At 71.5% G+C, this 20,260-nt stretch carries 16 protein-coding genes; 10 read left to right on the top strand and 6 right to left on the bottom strand.

Features of this window, described 5'->3' with window-relative positions; translation table 11 throughout:
- Positions 1 to 22: 22 nt before the first annotated feature.
- From AB0J10_RS20625 to AB0J10_RS20600, 6 genes are all read left to right on the top strand, one after another.
- Positions 23 to 859 carry an ABC transporter substrate-binding protein gene (locus AB0J10_RS20625; RefSeq protein ID WP_363063573.1) on the top strand — a complete coding sequence of 279 codons (837 nt, stop codon included), beginning with the start codon at positions 23 to 25 and terminating at the stop codon, positions 857 to 859.
- Positions 856 to 1,656: an amino acid ABC transporter permease gene (locus tag AB0J10_RS20620; protein WP_363063571.1), complete on the top strand. Its 801-nt coding sequence runs from the start codon at positions 856 to 858 to the stop codon at positions 1,654 to 1,656. Before AB0J10_RS20625 ends, AB0J10_RS20620 begins: the two co-directional genes overlap by 4 nt.
- Positions 1,657 to 1,665: 9 nt before the next feature.
- Positions 1,666 to 2,520, top strand: a complete 855-nt coding sequence (locus AB0J10_RS20615) for an amino acid ABC transporter ATP-binding protein (protein WP_363063569.1) — start codon at positions 1,666 to 1,668, stop codon at positions 2,518 to 2,520.
- 369 nt (positions 2,521 to 2,889) lie between these two features.
- The gene (locus AB0J10_RS20610; protein ID WP_363063567.1) at positions 2,890 to 3,645 is read left to right on the top strand and encodes a hypothetical protein; all 756 of its coding nucleotides are present in this window, start codon (positions 2,890 to 2,892) and stop codon (positions 3,643 to 3,645) included.
- Entirely contained in the window at positions 3,642 to 5,375 is a 1,734-nt protein-coding gene (locus tag AB0J10_RS20605; protein WP_363063565.1) for a hypothetical protein, read from the top strand. The genes AB0J10_RS20610 and AB0J10_RS20605 overlap by 4 nt, the downstream gene beginning before the upstream one ends.
- Before the next feature lie 380 nt (positions 5,376 to 5,755).
- Positions 5,756 to 7,204, top strand: coding sequence for a SpoIIE family protein phosphatase (locus AB0J10_RS20600; protein WP_363063563.1), 1,449 nt, complete (start codon positions 5,756 to 5,758; stop codon positions 7,202 to 7,204).
- Positions 7,205 to 7,382: 178 nt separating this feature from the next.
- Here the strand turns inward: AB0J10_RS20600 and AB0J10_RS20595 are convergent, their stop codons facing one another.
- A complete protein-coding gene (locus tag AB0J10_RS20595) occupies positions 7,383 to 8,876 on the bottom strand; it encodes a hypothetical protein (RefSeq protein WP_363063561.1) in 1,494 nt (497 codons plus the stop codon).
- Positions 8,877 to 9,109: 233 nt separating this feature from the next.
- On the opposite strand from AB0J10_RS20595, the gene AB0J10_RS20590 reads away from it, so the two are divergent.
- From AB0J10_RS20590 to AB0J10_RS20575, 4 genes are all read left to right on the top strand, one after another.
- Entirely contained in the window at positions 9,110 to 10,228 is a 1,119-nt protein-coding gene (locus AB0J10_RS20590) for an aminoglycoside phosphotransferase family protein (RefSeq protein WP_363063559.1), read from the top strand.
- Between the two features lie 402 nt (positions 10,229 to 10,630).
- Positions 10,631 to 11,524 (top strand): universal stress protein, encoded by an 894-nt coding sequence (locus AB0J10_RS20585; protein ID WP_363063557.1) that lies wholly within the window; start codon positions 10,631 to 10,633, stop codon positions 11,522 to 11,524.
- A 356-nt stretch (positions 11,525 to 11,880) separates the two neighbouring features.
- Positions 11,881 to 13,788, top strand: a complete 1,908-nt coding sequence (locus AB0J10_RS20580) for an N-acetylmuramoyl-L-alanine amidase (RefSeq protein WP_363063555.1) — start codon at positions 11,881 to 11,883, stop codon at positions 13,786 to 13,788.
- Between the two features lie 153 nt (positions 13,789 to 13,941).
- Positions 13,942 to 16,206: a terpene synthase family protein gene (locus tag AB0J10_RS20575; protein WP_363063553.1), complete on the top strand. Its 2,265-nt coding sequence runs from the start codon at positions 13,942 to 13,944 to the stop codon at positions 16,204 to 16,206.
- Positions 16,207 to 16,438: 232 nt separating this feature from the next.
- Here AB0J10_RS20575 and AB0J10_RS20570 read toward each other — a convergent pair whose 3' ends face one another.
- From AB0J10_RS20570 to AB0J10_RS20550, 5 genes are all read right to left on the bottom strand, one after another.
- Positions 16,439 to 16,939 (bottom strand): hypothetical protein, encoded by a 501-nt coding sequence (locus AB0J10_RS20570; RefSeq protein ID WP_363063551.1) that lies wholly within the window; start codon positions 16,937 to 16,939, stop codon positions 16,439 to 16,441.
- A gap of 94 nt (positions 16,940 to 17,033) precedes the next feature.
- Complete coding sequence (locus tag AB0J10_RS20565; protein ID WP_363063549.1) at positions 17,034 to 17,432, bottom strand: ACT domain-containing protein; 399 nt, start codon at positions 17,430 to 17,432, stop codon at positions 17,034 to 17,036.
- A gap of 168 nt (positions 17,433 to 17,600) precedes the next feature.
- Positions 17,601 to 17,843, bottom strand: a complete 243-nt coding sequence (locus AB0J10_RS20560) for a DUF397 domain-containing protein (RefSeq protein WP_363063546.1) — start codon at positions 17,841 to 17,843, stop codon at positions 17,601 to 17,603.
- A 205-nt stretch (positions 17,844 to 18,048) separates the two neighbouring features.
- The gene (locus AB0J10_RS20555; RefSeq protein ID WP_363063544.1) at positions 18,049 to 19,218 is read right to left on the bottom strand and encodes a thiolase domain-containing protein; all 1,170 of its coding nucleotides are present in this window, start codon (positions 19,216 to 19,218) and stop codon (positions 18,049 to 18,051) included.
- Positions 19,208 to 20,260 carry a thiolase domain-containing protein gene (locus AB0J10_RS20550; RefSeq protein WP_363063542.1) on the bottom strand — a complete coding sequence of 351 codons (1,053 nt, stop codon included), beginning with the start codon at positions 20,258 to 20,260 and terminating at the stop codon, positions 19,208 to 19,210. The genes AB0J10_RS20555 and AB0J10_RS20550 overlap by 11 nt, the downstream gene beginning before the upstream one ends.

The raw sequence follows: 20,260 nt of genomic DNA, 5'->3' as shown, positions 1-20,260 counted from the left end.
CCCTGCGCCCATGGAGGTCACCATGTCCAGGACTGCCGGCGGCCGTACCCACCCGATCCGCCTTCTCGCCCTGCTCTGCGCCGCGGCGACGGGCCTGTCGCTCACCGCCGGCTGCTCCTCCGGGGAGGGGCCGGGCGAGGCCGCGGGCGGAGTGCCGGTGGTGGAGAAGGGGAAACTGACCACCTGCACGCATCTGCCTTATCCGCCGTTCCAGTTCGAGCAGGGCGGCAAGGTCGTCGGCTTCGACGTGGCCCTCGTCGACCTGGTGGCGAAGGACCTCGAGGTCGAACAGAAGATCCTCGACACGCCCTTCGAGAACTTCAAGACGGGCGCGTTCCTGAACTCCGGCGAGTGCGACCTCGCCGCCGCCGGTATGACGATCACCGACGAGCGCAAGAAGAACGTCGACTTCTCCGTACCGTACTTCGACGCCACGCAGGCGCTGCTCGCCACGAAGAAGAGCGGCATCACCTCGCTGGCCGACGTCAAGGCCAAGGGCGCGAAGCTGGGTGCTCAGGCCGGGACGACGGGCGAGAGCCACGCCAAGTCGGAGGGCTTCGACCCGGTGGCGTTCGAGAGCTCCGACGCCGTGCTCAACGGGCTGCGCACCGGCCAGGTCGACGCCGTGGTGATCGACTACCCGGTGGTGCAGGGCTGGCTCAAGGACAGGGCCAACGCGGACGCCTTCGTGGTCGGGCAGAACATCGAGACCGGCGAGCAGTACGGCTTCTCGGTGAAGAAGGGCAACGACGAGCTCCGTGCAGCCATCGACGGGGCGATCACGGACGCCAAGGCCGACGGCACGTACGACAGGCTCTACCGGCAGTGGATCGGGCCGCTGCCGGAGGGCCGGTCGTGACCTCGCGGCTGACCAGGCGACAGCGGCGCCGGGTGTCGCAGGGAATCCAGTACGCGGTGTTCGTCGCCGGCGTGGTCCTGATCGCCGTGCTGGCCGACTGGGACCGGTTGCGGAACCAGTTCGCGCAGAAGGACCTCGCGAGCGAGCTGTTTCCCGACATCATCACGATCGCGCTGCGCAACACGGTCGTGTACACACTGTCGGGCTTCGCCTTCGGTCTGGTGCTGGGCATGGTCGTGGCGCTGATGCGGTTGTCGTCGGTGGCGCCGTACCGCTGGGTGGCGAGCGTCTACATCGAACTGTTCCGCGGTCTCCCCGCACTGCTGATCTTCATCTTCGTGGGGGTCGCGGTGCCGCTGGCCTTCCCGGGGACGGAGATCCCCGGCGGGGTGTACGGCAAGGTCGCACTCGGTCTCGGGCTGGTGGCCGCCGCGTACATGGCCGAGACCATCAGGGCCGGGATCCAGGCCGTGCCCAGGGGGCAGATGGAGGCGGCGCGTTCGCTCGGGTTCTCCCATGCGCGGGCCATGGTGTCGGTGATCGTGCCGCAGGCCTTCCGGATCGTGATCCCGCCCCTGACCAACGAGTTGGTACTGCTGTTCAAGGACTCCTCGCTGGTGCTGTTCCTCGGTGTGACGCTGAGCGAGCGGGAACTGACCAAGTTCGGCCGGGACCTGGCCAGCCAGACCGCCAACTCCACGCCGATCCTGGTCGCCGGGCTGTGCTACCTGCTGGTGACGATCCCACTGAGTCTGGTCGTGCGCCGGCTGGAAGCACGAACCGAGAAGGCCAGGTGACGACCGGACATGGCGGAGAACGAGATCGAGATCCGCGGACTGCGCAAGTCGTTCGGGGACAACGAGGTGCTGCGCGGCATCGACATGGACGTGGCCCGTGGCGAAGTGGTGTGCGTCATCGGCCCGTCGGGGTCGGGCAAGTCGACGCTGCTGCGCTGTGTGAACCTGCTGGAGGAGCCGAGCGCGGGCAAGGTCTTCGTGGGCGGCACCGAGGTCACGGACCTCGATGTCGACATCGACGCGGTACGGCGCCGGATCGGCATGGTGTTCCAGCAGTTCAACCTTTTCCCGCACGTGACCGTGGTGGAGAACCTCACCCTCCCGCAGCGGCGGGTCCTGAAGCGCGACAAGGCGCGAGCCGTCGCGGTGGCCCGGGAGAACCTGGAGCGCGTAGGTCTCTCGGACAAGGCGGACGCGTATCCGGCGCAACTGTCCGGCGGGCAGCAGCAGCGCGTGGCGATCGCACGGGCCCTGGCGATGAGCCCGGAGGTGATGCTCTTCGACGAGCCGACGTCGGCGCTGGACCCGGAACTCGTCGGGGAGGTCCTCGCGGTCATGCGGATGCTGGCGGCTGAGGGCATGACCATGATGGTGGTCACCCATGAGATGAGCTTCGCCCGGGAGGTCTCCGACCGGGTCGTGTTCATGGCCGAGGGAGCGATCGTCGAACAGGGCCCGGCGGAACGGGTGGTGGGCTCCCCGCGACAGGAGCGGACGCGCGACTTCCTCAGCCGCATCCTGGACCCGGCCGCCGCGGAGGGGCCCGGTGGCGCCTCCGGGGGCGGGAACTCCGGCCCCGGCCCCGACCCCGGCTCCGGCTCCGGCTCCGGCTCCGGCAAGGAAACCGGCGAACCGGGGCCCTGACGGCGCCGAGCCGTCCGGACGCCGGTCCGGACGGCTCGGCGCGTCCTCTCTTCCGTCGCGCCACCGGCAGTGCGTTCCGGCCACGTGCGCCGACGTCCAGGCCGGACCGCCCTGCCCGCCGGCGGGACGGTCCTGGCAGTGTGGTCCCGCACGTGTCGTGCTGTCGGTGGTTCAGCGCTCCCGCCGGCACCTGCCTGTACACGACCGGCTCGCCCGGGAACGGCGCAATGCGCACATGGCCACCACGCTTCTTCTGAACATGGGGTCGGGCGAAGTCCTTGTCGCTCGTGCCCGTGGCCGTGTCGGGGCGGTACTCGCCCGACACGACTTGTGGCGGGCCACCGCCGATGCACAGAAGGGACTGGTTCCGTGGGTGAGCGCCGCGGTTGGGAGCAGATGGGTGCGGCGAGTGGGCTGCTCGCGGCCCTGATGTTCATGGTCGGGTTCATCATGTTCATGCTTACCGATCCCTCGGGTGGCACGCCGTACCCGTCGGTTGCGGACGCCCAGACGGTGAACGACTTCTACTCCCAGAACGTCAACCACATCCGGCTGCAAGTGCTGTTCACCACCTTGGGGATCGCGTTGTTCCTGTGGTTCCTGGGACCTCTGTGGCGGGTCCTGCGGGATGCCGAGGGAGAGCCGGCACGTGGGGCGACGGTCGCGCTGGTGGGGGCGGGCGTCGGTGCGGCGCTGATGCTGGTGGCCCTGGCGCTGACGTACTCGGTCCTGCTGACGACGAGCCCGGCGCAGGCGGATGCCGTTCCGGCGTTCTTCACCGGTTCGGCGGTGCTGTTCGCGCTCGGCGGCGGCGTGCTGTCTGTGTTCTTCTTCGCGGTGGGCAAGGTGATCCTGCACACCGGAGTGATGGGCGGTTGGCTGGGATGGCTGGCGCTGGTCGCCGCGGTGCCGGCGGCGCTCGCGTTCATCAGCCCCTTCTGGCTGAGCGGCGTCCTCAACCCCGCCACCGGGGCACTGGGACTGTGGGCCTGGTGGGTGGCGTTCGTGGTGTGGGTGCTGCTCGCGAGCGCGGTCCTCACCCTGCGGGAGTACCGCAGCGCCAGGGCATCCATGACGACCGAGCCGGCACCGCCGGGCTCCACTACCGCGGAGGCAGGCAAGTGAAGCGGTTCCGGCATCGTGCCTGGCGCGTCATCAAGCCGGTCCTGGAGGTGGCCGTCGCGCTCGCCGTCCTCGCCGTGCTCATCGTCCTGCCGGTGCTGAAGGGTGCAACGCCCCAGGTCAAGAACAGCCTCAGTGGTTTCGCCGACAGTCCCCTGGCGAACACCGGGCCCCTCACGGGTGACCTGAACGCGATCCCCGAAGAGGTCGCGTGCATGAAGAGCTACGCGGCCGACCCGGCCAACAACATGGTCAACTACCCGCCGGTGATCGGTGCCCCCGAGCACACCGACGCCATCCACAGCGGCGTCTACCCGTGCGCCACATGGACCGGCGACTCAAGCGGACCCAACCAGGTCTTCTCCTACAAGTCCGAGACCGACTACCCCGGCGGCATCTCCTTCGTCACCTTCGGCGGGCCCAACGACGCCTACCTCATCGGCGGGGCCAGCGGCCTGGAGGTCTACTCGCCCGGGCCGTACGTGTCGAAGTTCAACCCTTCGACCGGACGGGAGATCTGGCGCCAGCCGCTGCTGAACATCAACATCAACGGCCAGTTCAATCCGGCGCCGAGCATGGGGGTCGGGAAGGACGGCGTCTACGCGGCCTTCGGCGCCCACGTCTACCGGCTCGACCCGGCCTCGGGTGCGATCCTGGCTCACCAGGAAGTGCCCATGCTCGACGGGCCGCAGAGCGATGCCAACTTCGACGGGTTCCACATCCTGCCCGACCCGCAGGGCCACATCCTGATGAAGACCCAGAACCGGGTGCCCGGGTGCCTCACCTACGGCAACTACGCGCTCACCTCCTGCCCGGGCGCACCCGGCGCCAACCCGAAGACGACCATGGCGGTCCTCGACCCGCTCTCGCTCAAGGTCGTCAATGAGATCAAGCTGAGCCAGGCCATCGTGGCCCGGACCATCGTGGCAACGTGGAAGGGAGACATCTACGCCTACGTCTCCGGCACCGAGACACTGCTGCGTGTGCGCTGGGACCCGCAGGCCAAGAAGCTCACGGAAGACACCTCCTGGGCACCCGAATACCTGCTGAAGGGCCAGGGCGCCGGCGCGGCCCCCGCCGCCGTCGGCGAATGGATCATCGCCAACGCCAACGCCGACCCCTCCAAGACCGTTCCCATCTGCGCGTTCGCCGTCAGCCAGGCCGACCCGAACAAGTCCAGCCGCCTGTGCCCGTGGGGCGAGAAGATGCCGGTCCGCGGCGCAAGCCTGAGCACGTCCGCGGCCTCCTTCTCCACCGACCCGGAGAACAGCCTGGTCTTCATGCAGGACTGGCTCGTTCCGGGGATCTTCGCGGTCCACATCGACCAGCAGACCGGTGAGATGAAGGTCCAGTGGCAGCGTGAGGACATCACCATGGGCGACTACTTCACCACGATCGGACCGGCCGACCGGCGAGTGCTCCTCACCCAGAACGTGATCGACAACACGCCCGCGAAAGCCTTCGCCGAGGCCTCCAACTACCAGGAAACCCTGATGTGGCTGGACGAGAAGACAGGCAAGACCCTCGCCCAGAGCACCGAGCACCCCGCCACGACCACCGGAAGCCTCATCAACATCGGCTACGGCGGCCGTGTGTACATGATGGGAACACAGGGCTCCCTCTTCATCTTCCAGGTCGCGCCCTGCAAGGGCGGCGTGTACATCCCCAAGTCCCTCGGCGGCTCCACATGTCCGAAGACCTCGACACCTTCGTCCCCCTCGCCCAGCGGCTAGTGGACGAGCACCCGGAGCGCTCAATACCTTTACGCGCACGGCACGGACGGGGCCGAACGGCAGTCCTCGCGGAGGAGGGCGACCGTCCGTGCTTCGGGGCCTTCCCCGTCCGTCGCGGCGGTGCCCGGATGAGCGACTGCCCGGTGCCTGCCTTGCTGCGTAAGGTCGAACGGGACATTTCCGGGCCACGCCTCACGAGCACTCAGGAGTAACAGCGAATACGTCATGGCTGGTCGGAGCACTGCGAGCCATTGACATATGCCAGGTGCACCACCGTATCGAGTGTTGCCAAATCCCTTACGCGCCCCCGTTACCTGTGCAACAGTCGTAACGGTCTCCCACCGAGACCTGGCCATGCCGCGCCTGCATCGGAGTACGACATGCCGTCCCATCTGTTCGCGGACCGCCCCGCCCCCCAGCCTCCTCGGCGCGGCTCGGTTGACGAGCTGATCTCGCAGACCCGAAGGCTGCGCGGGGACGTGGACGCGGTCCGGCGCGACGCCGTGGTCGACGAGGACGACCCCCAGGGACGCTGGCACCGGGCACTGTGCGACCTGGCAGTCCATCAGCTCGACGATCTCGGGTCGCACTTGGGTCAGCTCAAGGAGGGACTGCCCGCCCCGCAGGGGCCCGAGGACCTCCTCGGCCCGGAGGAGCCGGCTCCCTACGAGGACCTCGCGCCGCGCCCGGGGTCCCTGCTGAGCCGGGTCGGCAGTGCCGAGTGGAACCTGCTGACGGACGAGGTCGGCTGGTCCGGGGAACTGCACCAGATCTTCGGACTGCCCGCCGGAAGCGACCCGATGACGCTGGACGAGCTGCCTTCCCTGGTCTTCGCCGAGGACCAGGGGTTACTCACGGAAATGGTGACGGACTGCCTGGTCGACGGGAAGCCGATCGACGGGGAGTTCCGCATCGTCCGCACGGACGGACGTGTGCGTACGCTCCACATGATGGGAGAGCCGGTCCTCGACGCAGACGGCTGCACGGCCTCGATGTGGGCCGTGCTCCGGGACGTCAGCGAACTGCGGCGGTCCCAGCGCGCGGTGCGCGAGTCCCAGGACTCGCTCGCACGTCGGCAGCACGTCGACCGGACCGAACGCCGGGTCGCGAGGGAGATGCACCAGGCGGTTCTCCCTCCGTGGCGCGGCCCGCTCATCCTGCCCGGGCACGGCCAGGAGTCGCTGGAACTGGCGGGCCATCACCTCCCCTCGACGGGCGGCGGCCTGATCGGCGGCCAGTGGTTCGACGCCCTGGAACTGCCAGGTGCCAGGGCGCTGTTGAGCGTGGGCGATCTCACCGGCCACGGGGTCACCGCGACCTCGACCATGGCGATGCTGCTGGGCGCCCTGCGGGCTCTCGCCGCGGCGGGCATCCGGCCCGGCCCTCTGATGGTCCAGCTCAACCGTCTCCTGGACTCCTCGGCACAGCCCGCGCTCGGCAGCACGGTGTGCTGCCACTACGACCCCGAGACCCGGCTGCTTTCCTGGGCACAGGCCGGGCACCCCGCCCCGCTGCTGTTCCGCGGCGGGACGGGGCGTGCCCTGCCCCAGCCGGACGGCGTGCTGCTCGGCGCGACGGCCGGAGGGGCGTACGAGCAGGCCGAGATCGGCCTGCTGCCCGGTGATGTGCTGGTTCTGCACACCGACGGGCTGACCAGGGGACCCGGCGCCGCCCACGACGGTTCCGGCGCTGAACGTCTGCTGGCCCTCGCCCCCGCACTCTCCGTCGCCCGAAGCGCACAGGAGTGCACCGGGTTGATCGTCGAGGAGTTCGCTGAGATCGAGCGTCAGGACGACGCCTGCGTGATGGTGGCCAGGGTCAGTCGATAGCGGGTGGGTGGAGGCGCGCCGGCAGCGGGCCCGTCGGGCGCGACCGGTGGTCTCCTGCACGAGAACGGCATCGGTGACATCGCTGCTTCCGTGCCTTCAGCGCACCATTCGGCCCGCCACAGCCGACCCGCGCCTGCGGTCACCTCCGGGTGGTGACGGTGATCGGTACCGACGGCGCTCAGATCCGGGCGTTCCGCATGCTCCTCGAAGGGCTGTTGGGCAGGGCGTGCTGGATCTCCTCGCGGAGGTCCTCGATCTTCGCGTAGCCCGCGAACTGCCCGGTGAGCCGGTACATCTCCCGGAGCCGGTCCCAGGTGCGGTGGGACGAGGTCTCCCCCATCGACACCAGCGCCAACCTGGCATACCTGTCGGCCTGTTCCGGGTCGTCGGCGATGAAGCACGCCGACGCCATGGAGAGGTAGTCGAAGATCTTGGACCGCTGACGGCCCCCCTCCCTCAGCTCCAGCGCCTGCTTGGCATGGCGCTGGGCGATTCCGGCGGCCGCCGGATCGTGCTCGGCGAGGGTGCGGTAGGCGAGCGCCTGCATCCCGTGCATGTCCGCCTCGTCGAACATCTGCATCCAACTCGGCGGCGGAACGTCGCCCTTGTCGGAGACGAACAGGTCCTCGGCCTCGCCGAGGGTCCGGCGCATGGCCTGGGCCCGGCCCATGGAAGCCTGCGCCCACGCCTCGATGGTGTGCAGCATCGCCCGGGTACGGGGCAGGGTCTCCTCCCCGGAACCGGACTTGGCGAGCTTCATCAGATCGAGGGCGTCGTCCGGACGGCCCAGATGCACCATCTGGCGTGCGGCCCGGGAGAGGGCCTCTCCCGCGCGGGGACGGTCGCCCCCCTCGCGTGCCGCGTGGGCGGCGATGACGAAGTACTTCTGGGCGGTGGGTTCGAGGCCGACGTCGTGGGACATCCAGCCGGCGAGCACGGCGAGGTTGGCCGCGACCCCCCACAGGCGACGCTGGAGGTGGTCGGGGTGGCGGTAGGCGAGCATGCCGCCCACCTCGTTGAGCTGGCCGACCACCGCCTTGCGCTGCAGTCCGCCGCCTCGGGAGGCGTCCCAGGCGCGGAACACCTCGACGGAGCGCTCCAGGGCGTCGATCTCCTGCGACCCGATGGGGGCGGCCTCGTAGCGGTCGAACCCAGCGGGGTCGGCGTGCAGGGGATCGTGGGCACGCGGAGCATGGGTGGCGTGAGCGGGGTCGGTGTGCAGCCAGTCGTACATGGCGCTGCTGAGTGCGGAGCCTGCGGCGAGCGCGGCGCCCGCGCCCACCAAGCCGCGTCGGTTGAGCATGAGGTCCATTCCCGTGAATTCGGTGAGGACCGCCGCCGTACGTTCGGGTGCCCAGGGCAGGCCGTCGGGATGGCCGGCGCCGCCGGCATCCCTTCGCTTGCGCGTGCGCCCGTGCCGTACGAACCCGAGGTCCTCGATGGTCACGACACGGCCGAGTCGCTCGGTGAACAGAGCCGCCAGCACCTTCGGCACCGGATCGCGGGGGGACTCCCCCATGTCGATCCAGCGCCTCACCCGCGAGGTGTCGGTCGCCAGCTGCGGATGCCCCATGGCCGCCGCCTGCCGGTTCACGAGCCGCGCGAGCTCGCCCTTGGACCAGCCGGCGAGGCCGAACAGGTCCGCGAGACGGGTGTTGGGTTCTCCGGTCACGTCAAGCCCCCAGGTTCTCGGCTGAGTTGACAGTAACCCCCTGTCAGATGCGCCGCGACTATTCGCCAGGGTTCGCCAGGGTCCGCCAGATGGTGTGCCACCCGCAGCCGGGTGTCAGGTAGGAAAGCGCCACCCCGCCCCGGGAGCGAGACCGCATTCCCCAGGGTGCCGAAGGCTTCCGGGGCAGGGCCGCGCACGCGACTTGTCGGCACACGAAGGGATCTGTATCGCCCATGTACACAGCATCGTCCTCCGTGTCCGCCCCGCCCCGCCCGCGCACCCTGCAGGCAGGCGGCGGGCCGTCGTTCGATCCCTCCACGACCGGCAGGACCCGGCGCTGGCCGGGGGCCGTCGGCCAACCGCTCAGCGGGAGAATCGACTTGTCCGGCCCCCAGGGCGCGCAGCTGCGCATGGCGATCGCCTCGGTGCACCGCATCTGTCCGGAGTTCAATCCGGTGCAGGTGCTGCGCAGGAGCGGTCGCTCGGTGCTGCTCGTCGGCACGACGGGGCGGACGACGGCCGTCGCCAAGTGCTTACTGGACCAGTCGCCGGCGTGGGCGGAGCGGTTCCGGCACGAGATAGGGGCATACCGTGCGTTCGTCCGGCACCGGCCTCCGGTGCGTGCGCCCCGGCTCATCGCCGCGGACCCGGACAACTGCACGCTCGTCGTCGAGCGGATGCCCGGACGTCCGGCCGCCCTCGCCCGGCATCCCTCCGAGGCGCCGCCGCGCGCGGACGTCCGCGCCGCGCTCGGGGCCATCGCCCGGCTGAACTCATGGAGACCGCCGGCCGGGACGTTCGACGCGCCGCTGGACTACGCTTCGCGGATCGCCCGCTACCACGAGCTGGGGCTGTTCACGGACCGCGACCTGGGTGATCTGCAGAAGCTGCTGCACGGTCTCGCTCACGCCGGCGGACGGCAGGGCGGCCTGGGCCAGTTCTGTCACGGGGACGCGCTGCTGTCGAACATCCTCCTCGCGCCGACTGGCCCGGTGATCGTGGACTGGGAGCACGCCGGCTGGTACCTGCCGGGGTACGACCTGGCGACGCTCTGGGCGGTGCTGGGCAACGCACCGGTGGCACGGCGCCAGATCAGCCAGCTGGCCCAGCAGTCGGGCCCCGCGGCCCGCGACGCCTTCCTGGTGAACCTGATGCTGGTGCTGACCCGGGAGATCAGGACCTACGAGACGGCCGTGCAGCGGACGATGCGGGAGGCCCCGCCGGCCGGCACCGTCGCCTCGGCGCAGGCCGGAGTCTCCTCCGGCGAGGAGCAGCGGCTGCTGTTGCGGCGGCTGCACGATGACTGCGCGCTGGCACGGCGGGCCGTGCGCGCGGCGGTCGGCACCCGCTGACCGGGACGAGGGGGAAGAGCGCTGTGTGCCCAGTGCCGACACACTGGACGCACAGCGCTCTGTCGTGTGCCGAGGGACACCGTGCCGGGGACGGCGCGTGTGTCCGGGCCGCACCGGGTGGGGTGTCGGAGGTCTGCTGCCACGCCCCGCACGGCCGAGGCAGAGGCCGTCCGCCACGCGGACCGGTATCCCGCCACGGAAGGACGACCCGCGGCGGGAGGTGCGGCAAGTCCGGCCCAGGGGAAGTCGCTACCGGTCCGGGCGGCACGGGCGACCCGGGCAACACGGGTCCGTGACCCGGGAGCGGGCCGCGCGCCCGTGCGCGCGCCGGCTGCGCGATACTGACATCCCCAGGGCGGACCGCCTGGTCGAGCCCGGACCTCGGACGGAGGCACACGCCCCATGGCCCGACGCATCACTGCCGGAGTGGACGGATCACCGGAGAGCCGGGCCGCGGTCCACTGGGCGGCCCGCGAGGCGGCGCTCCGCGGGCTTCCGCTCCGTATGGTTCACGCATGGCTGTGGCAGCCCCTCGACGTGCCGATCGTGCAGGACCGCGAGGCGCAGGCGCGTTCGGTCGAGAGTCTGGTGCGTGAGGCGGAGGCGGAGATCACCGGGCGCTATCCGGACGTGCCGGTCTCCGCCGAGGTGGTGGCGGACACTGCGGTGGCGGCGCTGCTCGACGAGTCGGAGCGCACATCGATGCTGGTGCTCGGCTCCCGGGGCCATGGCGCGATCGTCGGCTTCGTCGTCGGCTCCTACGGCCAGCAGGTGATCGCCTCCGCCGCCTGCCCCGTCGTCGCCGTGCGCGCGCCGGCCGGGGAGGATCAGGACCAGGCCTCGGTTCCGGAACCCCACGAGGGCGCCGAGGTCGTGGTGGGCCAGCACGGCACGCCGGAGGACTGCGACGCCGTCCTCGGGTTCGCCTTCGAGACCGCCGCCGCACACGGCGTGGGGGTACGCGCGGTGCGGTCCTGGAGCCTGCCCACCCTCTACACCTACAGCCCGGGGTCGATGCGGCTGGCCGACGAGGCCGGCGGCCTGGAGCCGTTCGAGAAGAAGGCCCTGGCGGACGCGCTGAAGCCCTGGCGGGAGCGCTACCCCCAGGTGCCGGTGACGGAGCACGTCGAGATGGGCAGCGCGGGACAGGTGCTGCTGTCCGCGGCGGGGCGTGCGCTGCTGCTGGTCGTCGGCCGCCGCGCACGCCGTTCTCCCGTCGGAGCGCGGATCGGTTCGGTCGCCCATGCCGCACTGCACCACGCGCCCTGCCCCGTGGCGGTCGTACCGCCGAGCTGACGTCGGCGTCGTCCACCGCGGCCGGGCAGCCCGCGCTCGCCGGGAGTTCACCGCCGTCCCAGGGCGGGCGACGGCTCTCGGGCGCGGTGCCACGCCCCACGGCCGTGCTTCCCCGAGCCCTGCGAAGGTCCGCGCCTGACGGCCCCCCAACGACGATCATTGGTCCACTCCACTGACGCACCGCAGGCCGCGCCCCACCCGTCGGAGACCTGGATTGCCGCGCCGCTGAGCCTCATTGACGGATCGTCCGGGAGCCGCTACCCCTGTACGGGTCGCTCGCGCACCATCCGTCACTGGAGGCTGCATTGCAGGCATCCGCCCTGGCACGACCGAGACAAGCTCGCAGGCGGGGGGCGGTGGTCGCGGCGCTGCTGCTGACCCTGGCCTCGGCCGCTCCGTCCGCCGTCGCGGAGCCGGGCGCGCCCTCCGACGAACTCCAACGCGCCTTCGCCGACGCCGCCGCCGAGTACCGGGTACCGCAGAGCGTGCTGCTCGGCGTGTCCTACCTCCAGTCGCGCTGGGACGGGCACGGCGGCGCCCCGAGTGTCACGGGCGGTTACGGGCCGATGCACCTCACGGACGCCGCGACGGCCCTGGCAGAGGCCCCTCACCATTCGCACGGCGCGGAGGACGCCCGTGGCGACGCGGCCCGCAGCCCCCGGGCGGGCGACGGCACCACGCCGGCGAAGCGCTCCGTGCTGCCGGCCCGGCTGCGGACCCTGGAGCGGGCCGCGGACCTCACCGGCATCCCCGCCGAACGCCTGCGCACGAACGCGGCCGCGAACGTACGGGGCGGTGCGGCGCTGCTCGCCGACGCCCAGCGGGAGCTGGGCCGGGCGCCCGGCGGCGGCGCGGCGGACTGGTACGCGGCGGTCGCCCGGTTCTCGGGCGCCGACGACACGGCGACCGCGGCGACGTACGCCGACGACGTGTTCGACGTCATCCGCACCGGCCAGCGGCGCACCACGGACAGCGGGCAGCGGGTGTCCCTGCGGGCCGACGAGGGGCTGCGTCCCGACAAGTCGGGCCTGGCCCGGCTGGGACTGCGCACCGCGGACCGGTCGCTCACGGAGTGTCCGGTGACCGTGGCGTGCGAGTGGATCCCCGCACCGTACGAGCAGTTCGGCGAGGGCGACTACGGCAACCACGACAAGGCGGACCGGCCCGCCTCGCAGTCGGTCGAGTACATCGTCATCCATGACACCGAGGCGACCTGGGACACCACACTCCGCCTGGTCCAGGACCCGGAGTACGTGTCCTGGCAGTACTCGTTGCGCTCGTCGGACGGTCATGTCGCCCAGCACCTGCGGCTGAAGGACATCGGCTGGCACGCCGGCAACTGGTACGTCAACGCCAAGTCGGTCGGGCTGGAGCACGAAGGATTCCTCGTCAGTCCCGACGCCTGGTACACGGAGGCGATGTACCGCAGCTCCGCCCGGCTGGTGCGCCACCTCGCCAAGCGGTACGACATCCCGCTGGACCGGCAGCACATCATCGGGCACGACAACGTGCCGGGCACGCTGCCCTCCACCATCCCGGGGATGCACACCGACCCGGGTCCGTTCTGGGACTGGGCGCACTACTTCGCGCTGCTGGGACGGCCGTTCGTACCGACGGCGGGTGCGGGCGCGTCCGCGGTGACGATCCGTCCCGACTACGACCGGCACCAGCCGGTGTACACGGGCTGCGCCAAGGCGGGCGACACCTGCGCTCCGCACGGTTCGGCTGCGGTTCGGCTGCACACCGCGCCGGACGACTCGGCGCCGCTGGTGAAGGACGCCGGACTGCGCCCGGGCGGCGGCGAGTCGACGACCGGTGTCAACGACACCGGCGCACGGGCCACGACGGGGCAGCAGTACGCCGTGGCGGAGCGCCGCGGTGACTGGACGGCCATCTGGTACCTGGGCCAGAAGGCCTGGTTCCACAACCCGCGCACCCGGCCGACCGCGGTGGGCGCGCGGGCCGCACTGGTCACCCCGCGCGAGGGCCTGGCGGAGGTTCCGGTGTACGGCCGCGCCTATCCCGAGCCGACGGCGTACCCGGCGGGCGTGCCGGTGCAGACGGTGACGCCGCTGCCGTACAAGCTGCTCGCGGGGCAGAGGTACGTGACCGGTGGCAGCACGCCGGGCGAGTACTACTGGGCGACGACGTTCGACACGTCGAAACACACCGTGGTGCGCGGCACCGAGCGCTACCACAAGATCCAGTTCGGGCACCGGGTCGCCTTCGTGAAGGCCTCCGACGTGCGGGTCGTGCGCCGTTAGCGGTCCGCCGGCGGGCCCCGGCTCACGGCCGGTTCATCCGGACGGGTGATCATCGGGACCGCGTGGCCCGGAAAGGCGGCGGGTAGGGCTCGCCCGTACGCCGACCGGTCCGCGCGGCTCGCGCGCGGACGCACACCGAAAGGCCGGGCACGTATGGCACAGCCCTTCGAACTGCCGGATTTCTACGTCCCTCATCCGGCCCGTCTCAACCCCCATGTCGACGCGGCACGGCGGCACACCCGCACCTGGGCGCGCCGCATGGGGATGCTGGAGGGGTCGGGGATCTGGGAGCTCGAGGACCTCGAGGCGCACGACTACGCACTGTTGTGCGCCTACACCCATCCGGACTGCTCGGCGGAGGTGCTCTCGCTCGTCACCGACTGGTACGTGTGGGTGTTCTTCTTCGACGACCACTTCCTGGAGGTCTACAAACGCTCGGGCGACACGGCGGGCGGCAAGGCCTATCTGGACCGGCTGCCCGCGTTCATGCCGCCGGATCCCGAGCAGGGCGTCCCGGAGCCGACCAACCAGGTGGAGGCGGGACTCGCCGACCTGTGGGCGCGGACGGTGCCGAGCATGTCCGCGGCGTGGCGGGCCCGGTTCGCCGAGGCGACGGAGCATCTGCTCAACGAGTCGCTGTGGGAGCTGCACAACATCAACCGGGGCCGGATCGCCAACCCGGTCGAGTACATCGAGATGCGGCGCAAGGTCGGCGGCGCGCCGTGGTCGGCGGGGCTCGTCGAGTTCGCGGCGGGCGCGGAGGTCCCCGAGCGGATCGCCGGCTCGCGGCCGATGCGAGTGCTGAGGGACGCGTTCTCCGACGGGGTTCATCTGCGCAACGACCTGTTCTCGTACGAGCGGGAGGTCGGCGACGAGGGCGAGAACAGCAACGGCGTGCTGGTGCTGGAGACGTTCCTCGGCTGCTCCACCCAGGAGGCGGCCGACGCGGTCAACGACCTGCTGACGTCACGCCTGCAGCAGTTCGAGAACACCGCGCTCACCGAGGTCCCGGCGCTCTGCGTGGAGAACGGGCTCGACCCGGCGCAGTGCGCGGCGGTCGCCGCGTACACCAAGGGTCTGCAGGACTGGCAGTCGGGCGGACACGAGTGGCATCTGCGTTCCAGCCGCTACATGAACAAGGGCGCGGTGGCGGGGCCTTCGCTCTTCGACGGGGTGCTCGGGACGTCTGCCCGCGATGTCCGGGCGCTGTTCGGCCGGCCGGCGGCATCCCGGCTGCGCGGACTGACGCACGTGCCGCACCGGCCGACGGGGCCGTCGCTGCTGCCCGAGTTCGACTGCCCGTTCCCCCTCGTGCTCAGCCCGCACCACCAGGAGGCGACGACCAGGTCGGTCGCCTGGGCGAAGCGGATGGGGCTGCTCGGGGACATCTGGGACGAGGAGATGCTGACCGGCTTCGACTTCGCCCTGTGCGCGGCCGGCATCGACCCTGACGCCACGCCCGAGGAACTGGAGCTCAGCACGGAGTGGCTGACCTGGGGCACGTACGGGGACGACTACTACCCGCTGGTGTTCGGCCGCCCCCGGGACCTTCTCGGCGCGAAGGCGTGCACGGACCGGCTGACGGCCTGTATGCCGCTCGACGACCCGGGGTCGGGCGCGGCGGTCGCGCGGAGCCCGATGGAGCGGTCGCTCGCGGACCTCTGGGCGCGGACGGCGGGGCCGATGGGCCCCGAGTCGCGGGCGGGGCTGCGCCGTGCGCTGGACGTGATGCTGGAGAGCTGGCTGTGGGAGCTGCACAACCAGGCGCAGCACCGGGTGCCCGACCCCGTGGACTACATGGAGATGCGGCGCAGCACCTTCGGATCGGACCTCACGATGATGCTGTGCCGGCTGCGGCACGAGGGGGAGCTGCCGCCGGAGATCCACGGCACGGGGACGATGCGGAGCCTGGAACTCGCGGCGTCGGACTACGCCTGTCTGCTCAATGACCTCTTCTCGTACCACAAGGAGATCGAGGTCGAGGGCGAGGTGCACAACGGCGTCCTGGTGGTGCAGAACTTCTTCGGCTGCGACTACGGGGCTGCCGTCGCGATCGTGGACGATCTGATGCGGTCGCGGCTGAGTCAGTTCCTGCACATCAAGGAGCACGAACTCCCGCTGCTGCACGAGCGGTTCGCGCTGGACTCCCGGGGCCGGGCGGCACTGGACTCCTATGTGCGGGAACTGGAGGACTGGCTCGTGGGCATCCTGAACTGGCACCGGAAGGCGCGCCGTTACGGGGCTGCGGACGTACGGTCGGGCGCGGGCTCGGCGTTGCGTCTCGACGGACCCCTGGCTCTGGGTATGTCGGCGGCGAGGGTCGTCGGACTGCTCCGGACGGGTGCGGGATCGGGGTCCCCGGTGGGCACCGGCACGGGATCGCACAGCGGCGCGGCGGCGGGTGCCGTGCGGCTCTGACCCCGGTGCCCGGGCGGGTCGTGTCCGCCCGGGCACGTCGCCTGCCGCCGACCTCCGAGGCGGACGGACTGTCGTGGGGCGGCGGTGGGAGGCTGGGGACCGGGGCCGGCGGCGCCAGGGCGCGGGCACGAGGGCACGACCCGACCCGGATCGGGTTCACCGGCACCGGCGGGCCCGGACGCCGCCGGGGTGCGGCCCGTCCGCGCGCTCCCGGCGGGGGTGCCCGGAGGATTCAGCCCTGCTGGAAGAGTTCCGCGGGCAGCGGCTTGAGGAGGGCGTACAGATCGTCGGTGATCGGCCGGTCCCAGCTGGCGATGGTGACGAGGACGTTGTCGCTGCGGTCGAACTGCACGCAGGAGATCCGGCCCTCGGAGAGCTTGACCCTGCGCACGATCAGCAGGTTGTCGCCCTGCATCACGGGGACGTCCTCGGTGCCGACGACCGTGACCTCCTCGTCGTTCTCCAGTGCCGCGAGCAGCTGGGCGACCTCGAAGGGGGGCTGTCCTTCGGCGACCTCTCGGGCGGGCGATCCCTCCGGCAGATTGCCGATGATCATCGCGGGACCCCGGCCGCCGAAGAGGTCGTAGCGCAGGAAGACTCCCTGGCAGCTGCCGTCGGGCGCGGGCAGCAGCCCGGCGCCGAGGTTGCCGGGCCAGTCCCCCGGGTCCATGGCCAGGACGTCGAAGTCCGGGCCCGCGGGAGTGGAGGCGCTGCGGCGGCGGAGGAAGGACATGCCGACATGGTACGTGTCCCGCGGGCCGTGCCGCCGAGCGGGAGCTCGGCGGCGCGACACGCCGGAACGGGCCGGACGGCCGGGCCCGGCGGGCTCAGCCGGCGCGCCCCGCCAGCTCGTGCAGCAGGGTGACGGCCTCGTCCGCGCGTTCGTACGGGACGAACAGATGGTCGTGGTGGTGGCCGGCCACGACGTTGCAGCTGATGCCCGCGTCGGCCAGGGCGGTGGCGACGGCGGCGGTGAGGCCGACGGCGTCGAGTGCGGAGTGCACGCGCAGGGTGATCCAGCCGGCGACGTAGTCGTGGGCCAGCCCGGCGGCGTCGGCCTCCTCCTCGCGTACGACGAGGGTCAGGCCCTCGTCCTCGGCGACGGTGACCACGGGGGTGAGGCCGGGCGGCGGCGCAGCGGTGACGGTGGTGAAGACGTACCGGCCGAGGTTCAGTTCGGGACGCATGCCGGTCAGCAGACGGCCGAGGTCACGTTCTGGGCTCATGATCGTCAGCCTAGGGGCTCTCCCCTGTCCCATCGAGACGATCCGCCACGGGCACAACCCGAAGATCAGGAACCCAAGGATTCTCGGGGCACCCACCTCTCGTTCGAAGGCCGACGTCCGGGCCGGCGGCCCCGTGCGCCTCGCACCCGGGCCGCCGCCGGAGGCACGTCAGGTGAGGTCGAACTCCCCGTGCCGGGCGTTCATGACGAAGGCGCGCCACTCGGCCGGGGTGAAGATCAGTGACGGGCCGCCGGGGCGGCCGCCGTTCCTCATGGCGATGAAGCCCTCGACGAAGGCGATCTGGACGTCACCCGCCCCCTGGCTCCCCGACTGCCAGTCCGCCTGGCTGAGGTCGAGCTCCGGCTTGTCCCAACCCGAAAGCGGCTGCTCCGCGGTGATGCTCTCGGCCACGTCCCTACTCCTCCCGGTTCGTCGTCCGGGGTCAGCGTAGCGATCGGGGCCGGTCGCGGACAGGCCGCCGCGGGAGGACTCGCGGCCGCCTCCGGGAAGCCGGCCGGGGCCGCTCGGGGGCCCGCCGCCGTGTTCCCGGCCCCGGTGCGCAGCCGCCGCCCGCCCGCGTTCTCCCGGACATCCGCGCCCACCGGGCCCACGGAGTTCAGGTCGCCGGGGGTTCGGCTCCCACCAGCCACATGGAGAAGAACTGCGAGCCGCCGCCGTAGGCGTGGCCGAGGGCCTTCCGTGCCCCCTCCACCTGGTGCTCGCCGGCCCGGCCGCGAACCTGGAGGGCCGCCTCGGCGAAGCGGATCATCCCGGAGGCACCGATGGGGTTGGTGGACAGCACCCCGCCGGACGGGTTCACCGGCAGGTCGCCGTCCAGTTCCGTGACACCGGACTCGGTGAGCTTCCAGCCCTCGCCCTCGGCCGCGAAGCCCAGGTTCTCCAGCCACATCGGCTCGTACCAGGAGAAGGGCACGTACATCTCCACGGCGTCGATCTCGCGGCGCGGGTCGGTGATGCCCGCCTGCCGGTAGACGTCGGCCGCGCAGTCCTTGCCGGCCTGCGGGGACACGAAGTCCTTTCCCGCGAACAGCGTCGGTTCGCTGCGCATCGCGCCGCCGTGCACCCAGGCCGGGCGGTGCGGCGAACGGGCGGCTCCGGCCCGGTCGGTGAGGACCATCGCACAGGCGCCGTCGGAGGACGGGCAGGTCTCCGAGTAGCGGATCGGGTCCCAGAGCATCGGCGAGGACTGCACCTTCTCCAGGGTGATGCCGTGCTCGTGGAGGTGGGCGTACGGGTTCTTCAGCGCGTTGCGGCGGTCCTTGTACGCGACCAGGGAGCCCACCGTGTCGGGTGCGCCGCTGCGGCGCATGTACGCGCGTACGTGCGGGGCGAAGAACCCGCCCGCGCCGGCGAGGAGCGGCTGCTGGAACGGGACGGGCAGCGACAGCCCCCACATCGCGTTCGATTCGGACTGTTTTTCGAAGGCGAGGGTGAGGACCGTGCGGTGGACACGAGCCGCCACCAGGTTGGCGGCGACCAGCGCCGTCGACCCGCCCACCGAGCCCGCCGTGTGCACGCGCAGCATCGGCTTGCCGACGGCGCCGAGGGCGTCGGCCAGGTACAGCTCCGGCATCATCACGCCCTCGAAGAAGTCGGGGGCCTTGCCGATCACGACGGCGTCGACGTCGGCCCAGCCGAGTCCGGCGTCGTCGAGGGCCCGCCGTGCGGCCTCACGGACCAGCCCGGCGATCGACACATCGCGGCGGGCCGCGACGTGCTTGGTCTGGCCGACGCCGACGACGGCCACGGGTTCCTCAGCGGACATGCTGCTCTCCTTCGAGGACGGCGACCAGGTTCTGCTGCAGGCAGGGGCCGGAGGTGGCGTGGGCGAGGGCGCGGTCCGAGGCGCCCCGGTGGACGGCGGCGGCGGCCTCGCCGATGCGGATCAGGCCCGCCGCCATGACGGGGTTGGCCGCGAGGGCACCGCCCGAGGCGTTGATCCGCACGGACCCGTCGAGGCGCAGCGCCTTGCGCAGCACGACCTCCTGGGAGGTGAACGGGGCGTGCAGTTCGGCGGTGTCCACGGATCGCTCGAACGCTCCGGCCCGTTCGGCGGCCTGCCGGGTCGAGGGCGAGTCGGTGAGATCGCGCACCCCGAGGGAGTGCGGTTCGATGCGGTGGTCCATGCCCCGGATCCAGGCGGGGCGGTCGCACAGGTCCCGTGCCCTGTCCCCGGCGGCGAGGACCACCGCGGCCGCGCCGTCGCCGACGGGCGGGCAGTCGCCGGTGCGCAGGGGCCGTACGACGTAGTCGCCCTGCGCGCGGGCCCCGCGGAGCTGGGCGTGCGGGTTGTCCGCGGCGTCGGTCCTGCTGCGTGCCGCGATCGCGGCCAGGGCCGGCTCGTCCGTCTCCCCCGCGTCGACGAGCGCCTGGGCCTGCAGGGCGGCGAGGGCCACCGAGTCGGGCCAGAGCGGGGCGAGGTAGTAGGGGTCGAGCTGGCGGGAGAGGACGTCGCGGACGGAGCCGGGCGAGGACTTGCCCCACGAGTAGACGAGGGCCGTGTCCGCCTCGCCGGTGAGGAGCGCGACCCAGGCCTCGTACAGCGCCCAGGCGCCGTCCGTCTCCACGTGCGACTCGGCGATGGGCGGCCAGGCACCCACGCCGTCGAGCGCCATCGTGAAGGAGAACGCCCGGCCGGCGAGGTAGTCGGAGGAGCCGGAACAGGTGAAGCCGATGTCGCCGGTGCGCAGCCCGGTTCGTCCGAGGACGTCGTGGAGCACCGGCATGAGCATCTCGACCTCGGACGACTCCTCGCTGCCGGGTACGTGGTCGGTCTGGGAGAAGGCGACGATCGCGACGTCTCGCAT

The organism is Streptomyces sp. NPDC049887, from assembly GCF_040656535.1.
Taxonomy (GTDB): Bacteria; Actinomycetota; Actinomycetes; order Streptomycetales; family Streptomycetaceae; genus Streptomyces.
This window is presented reverse-complemented; position numbering and strand designations above follow the sequence as displayed.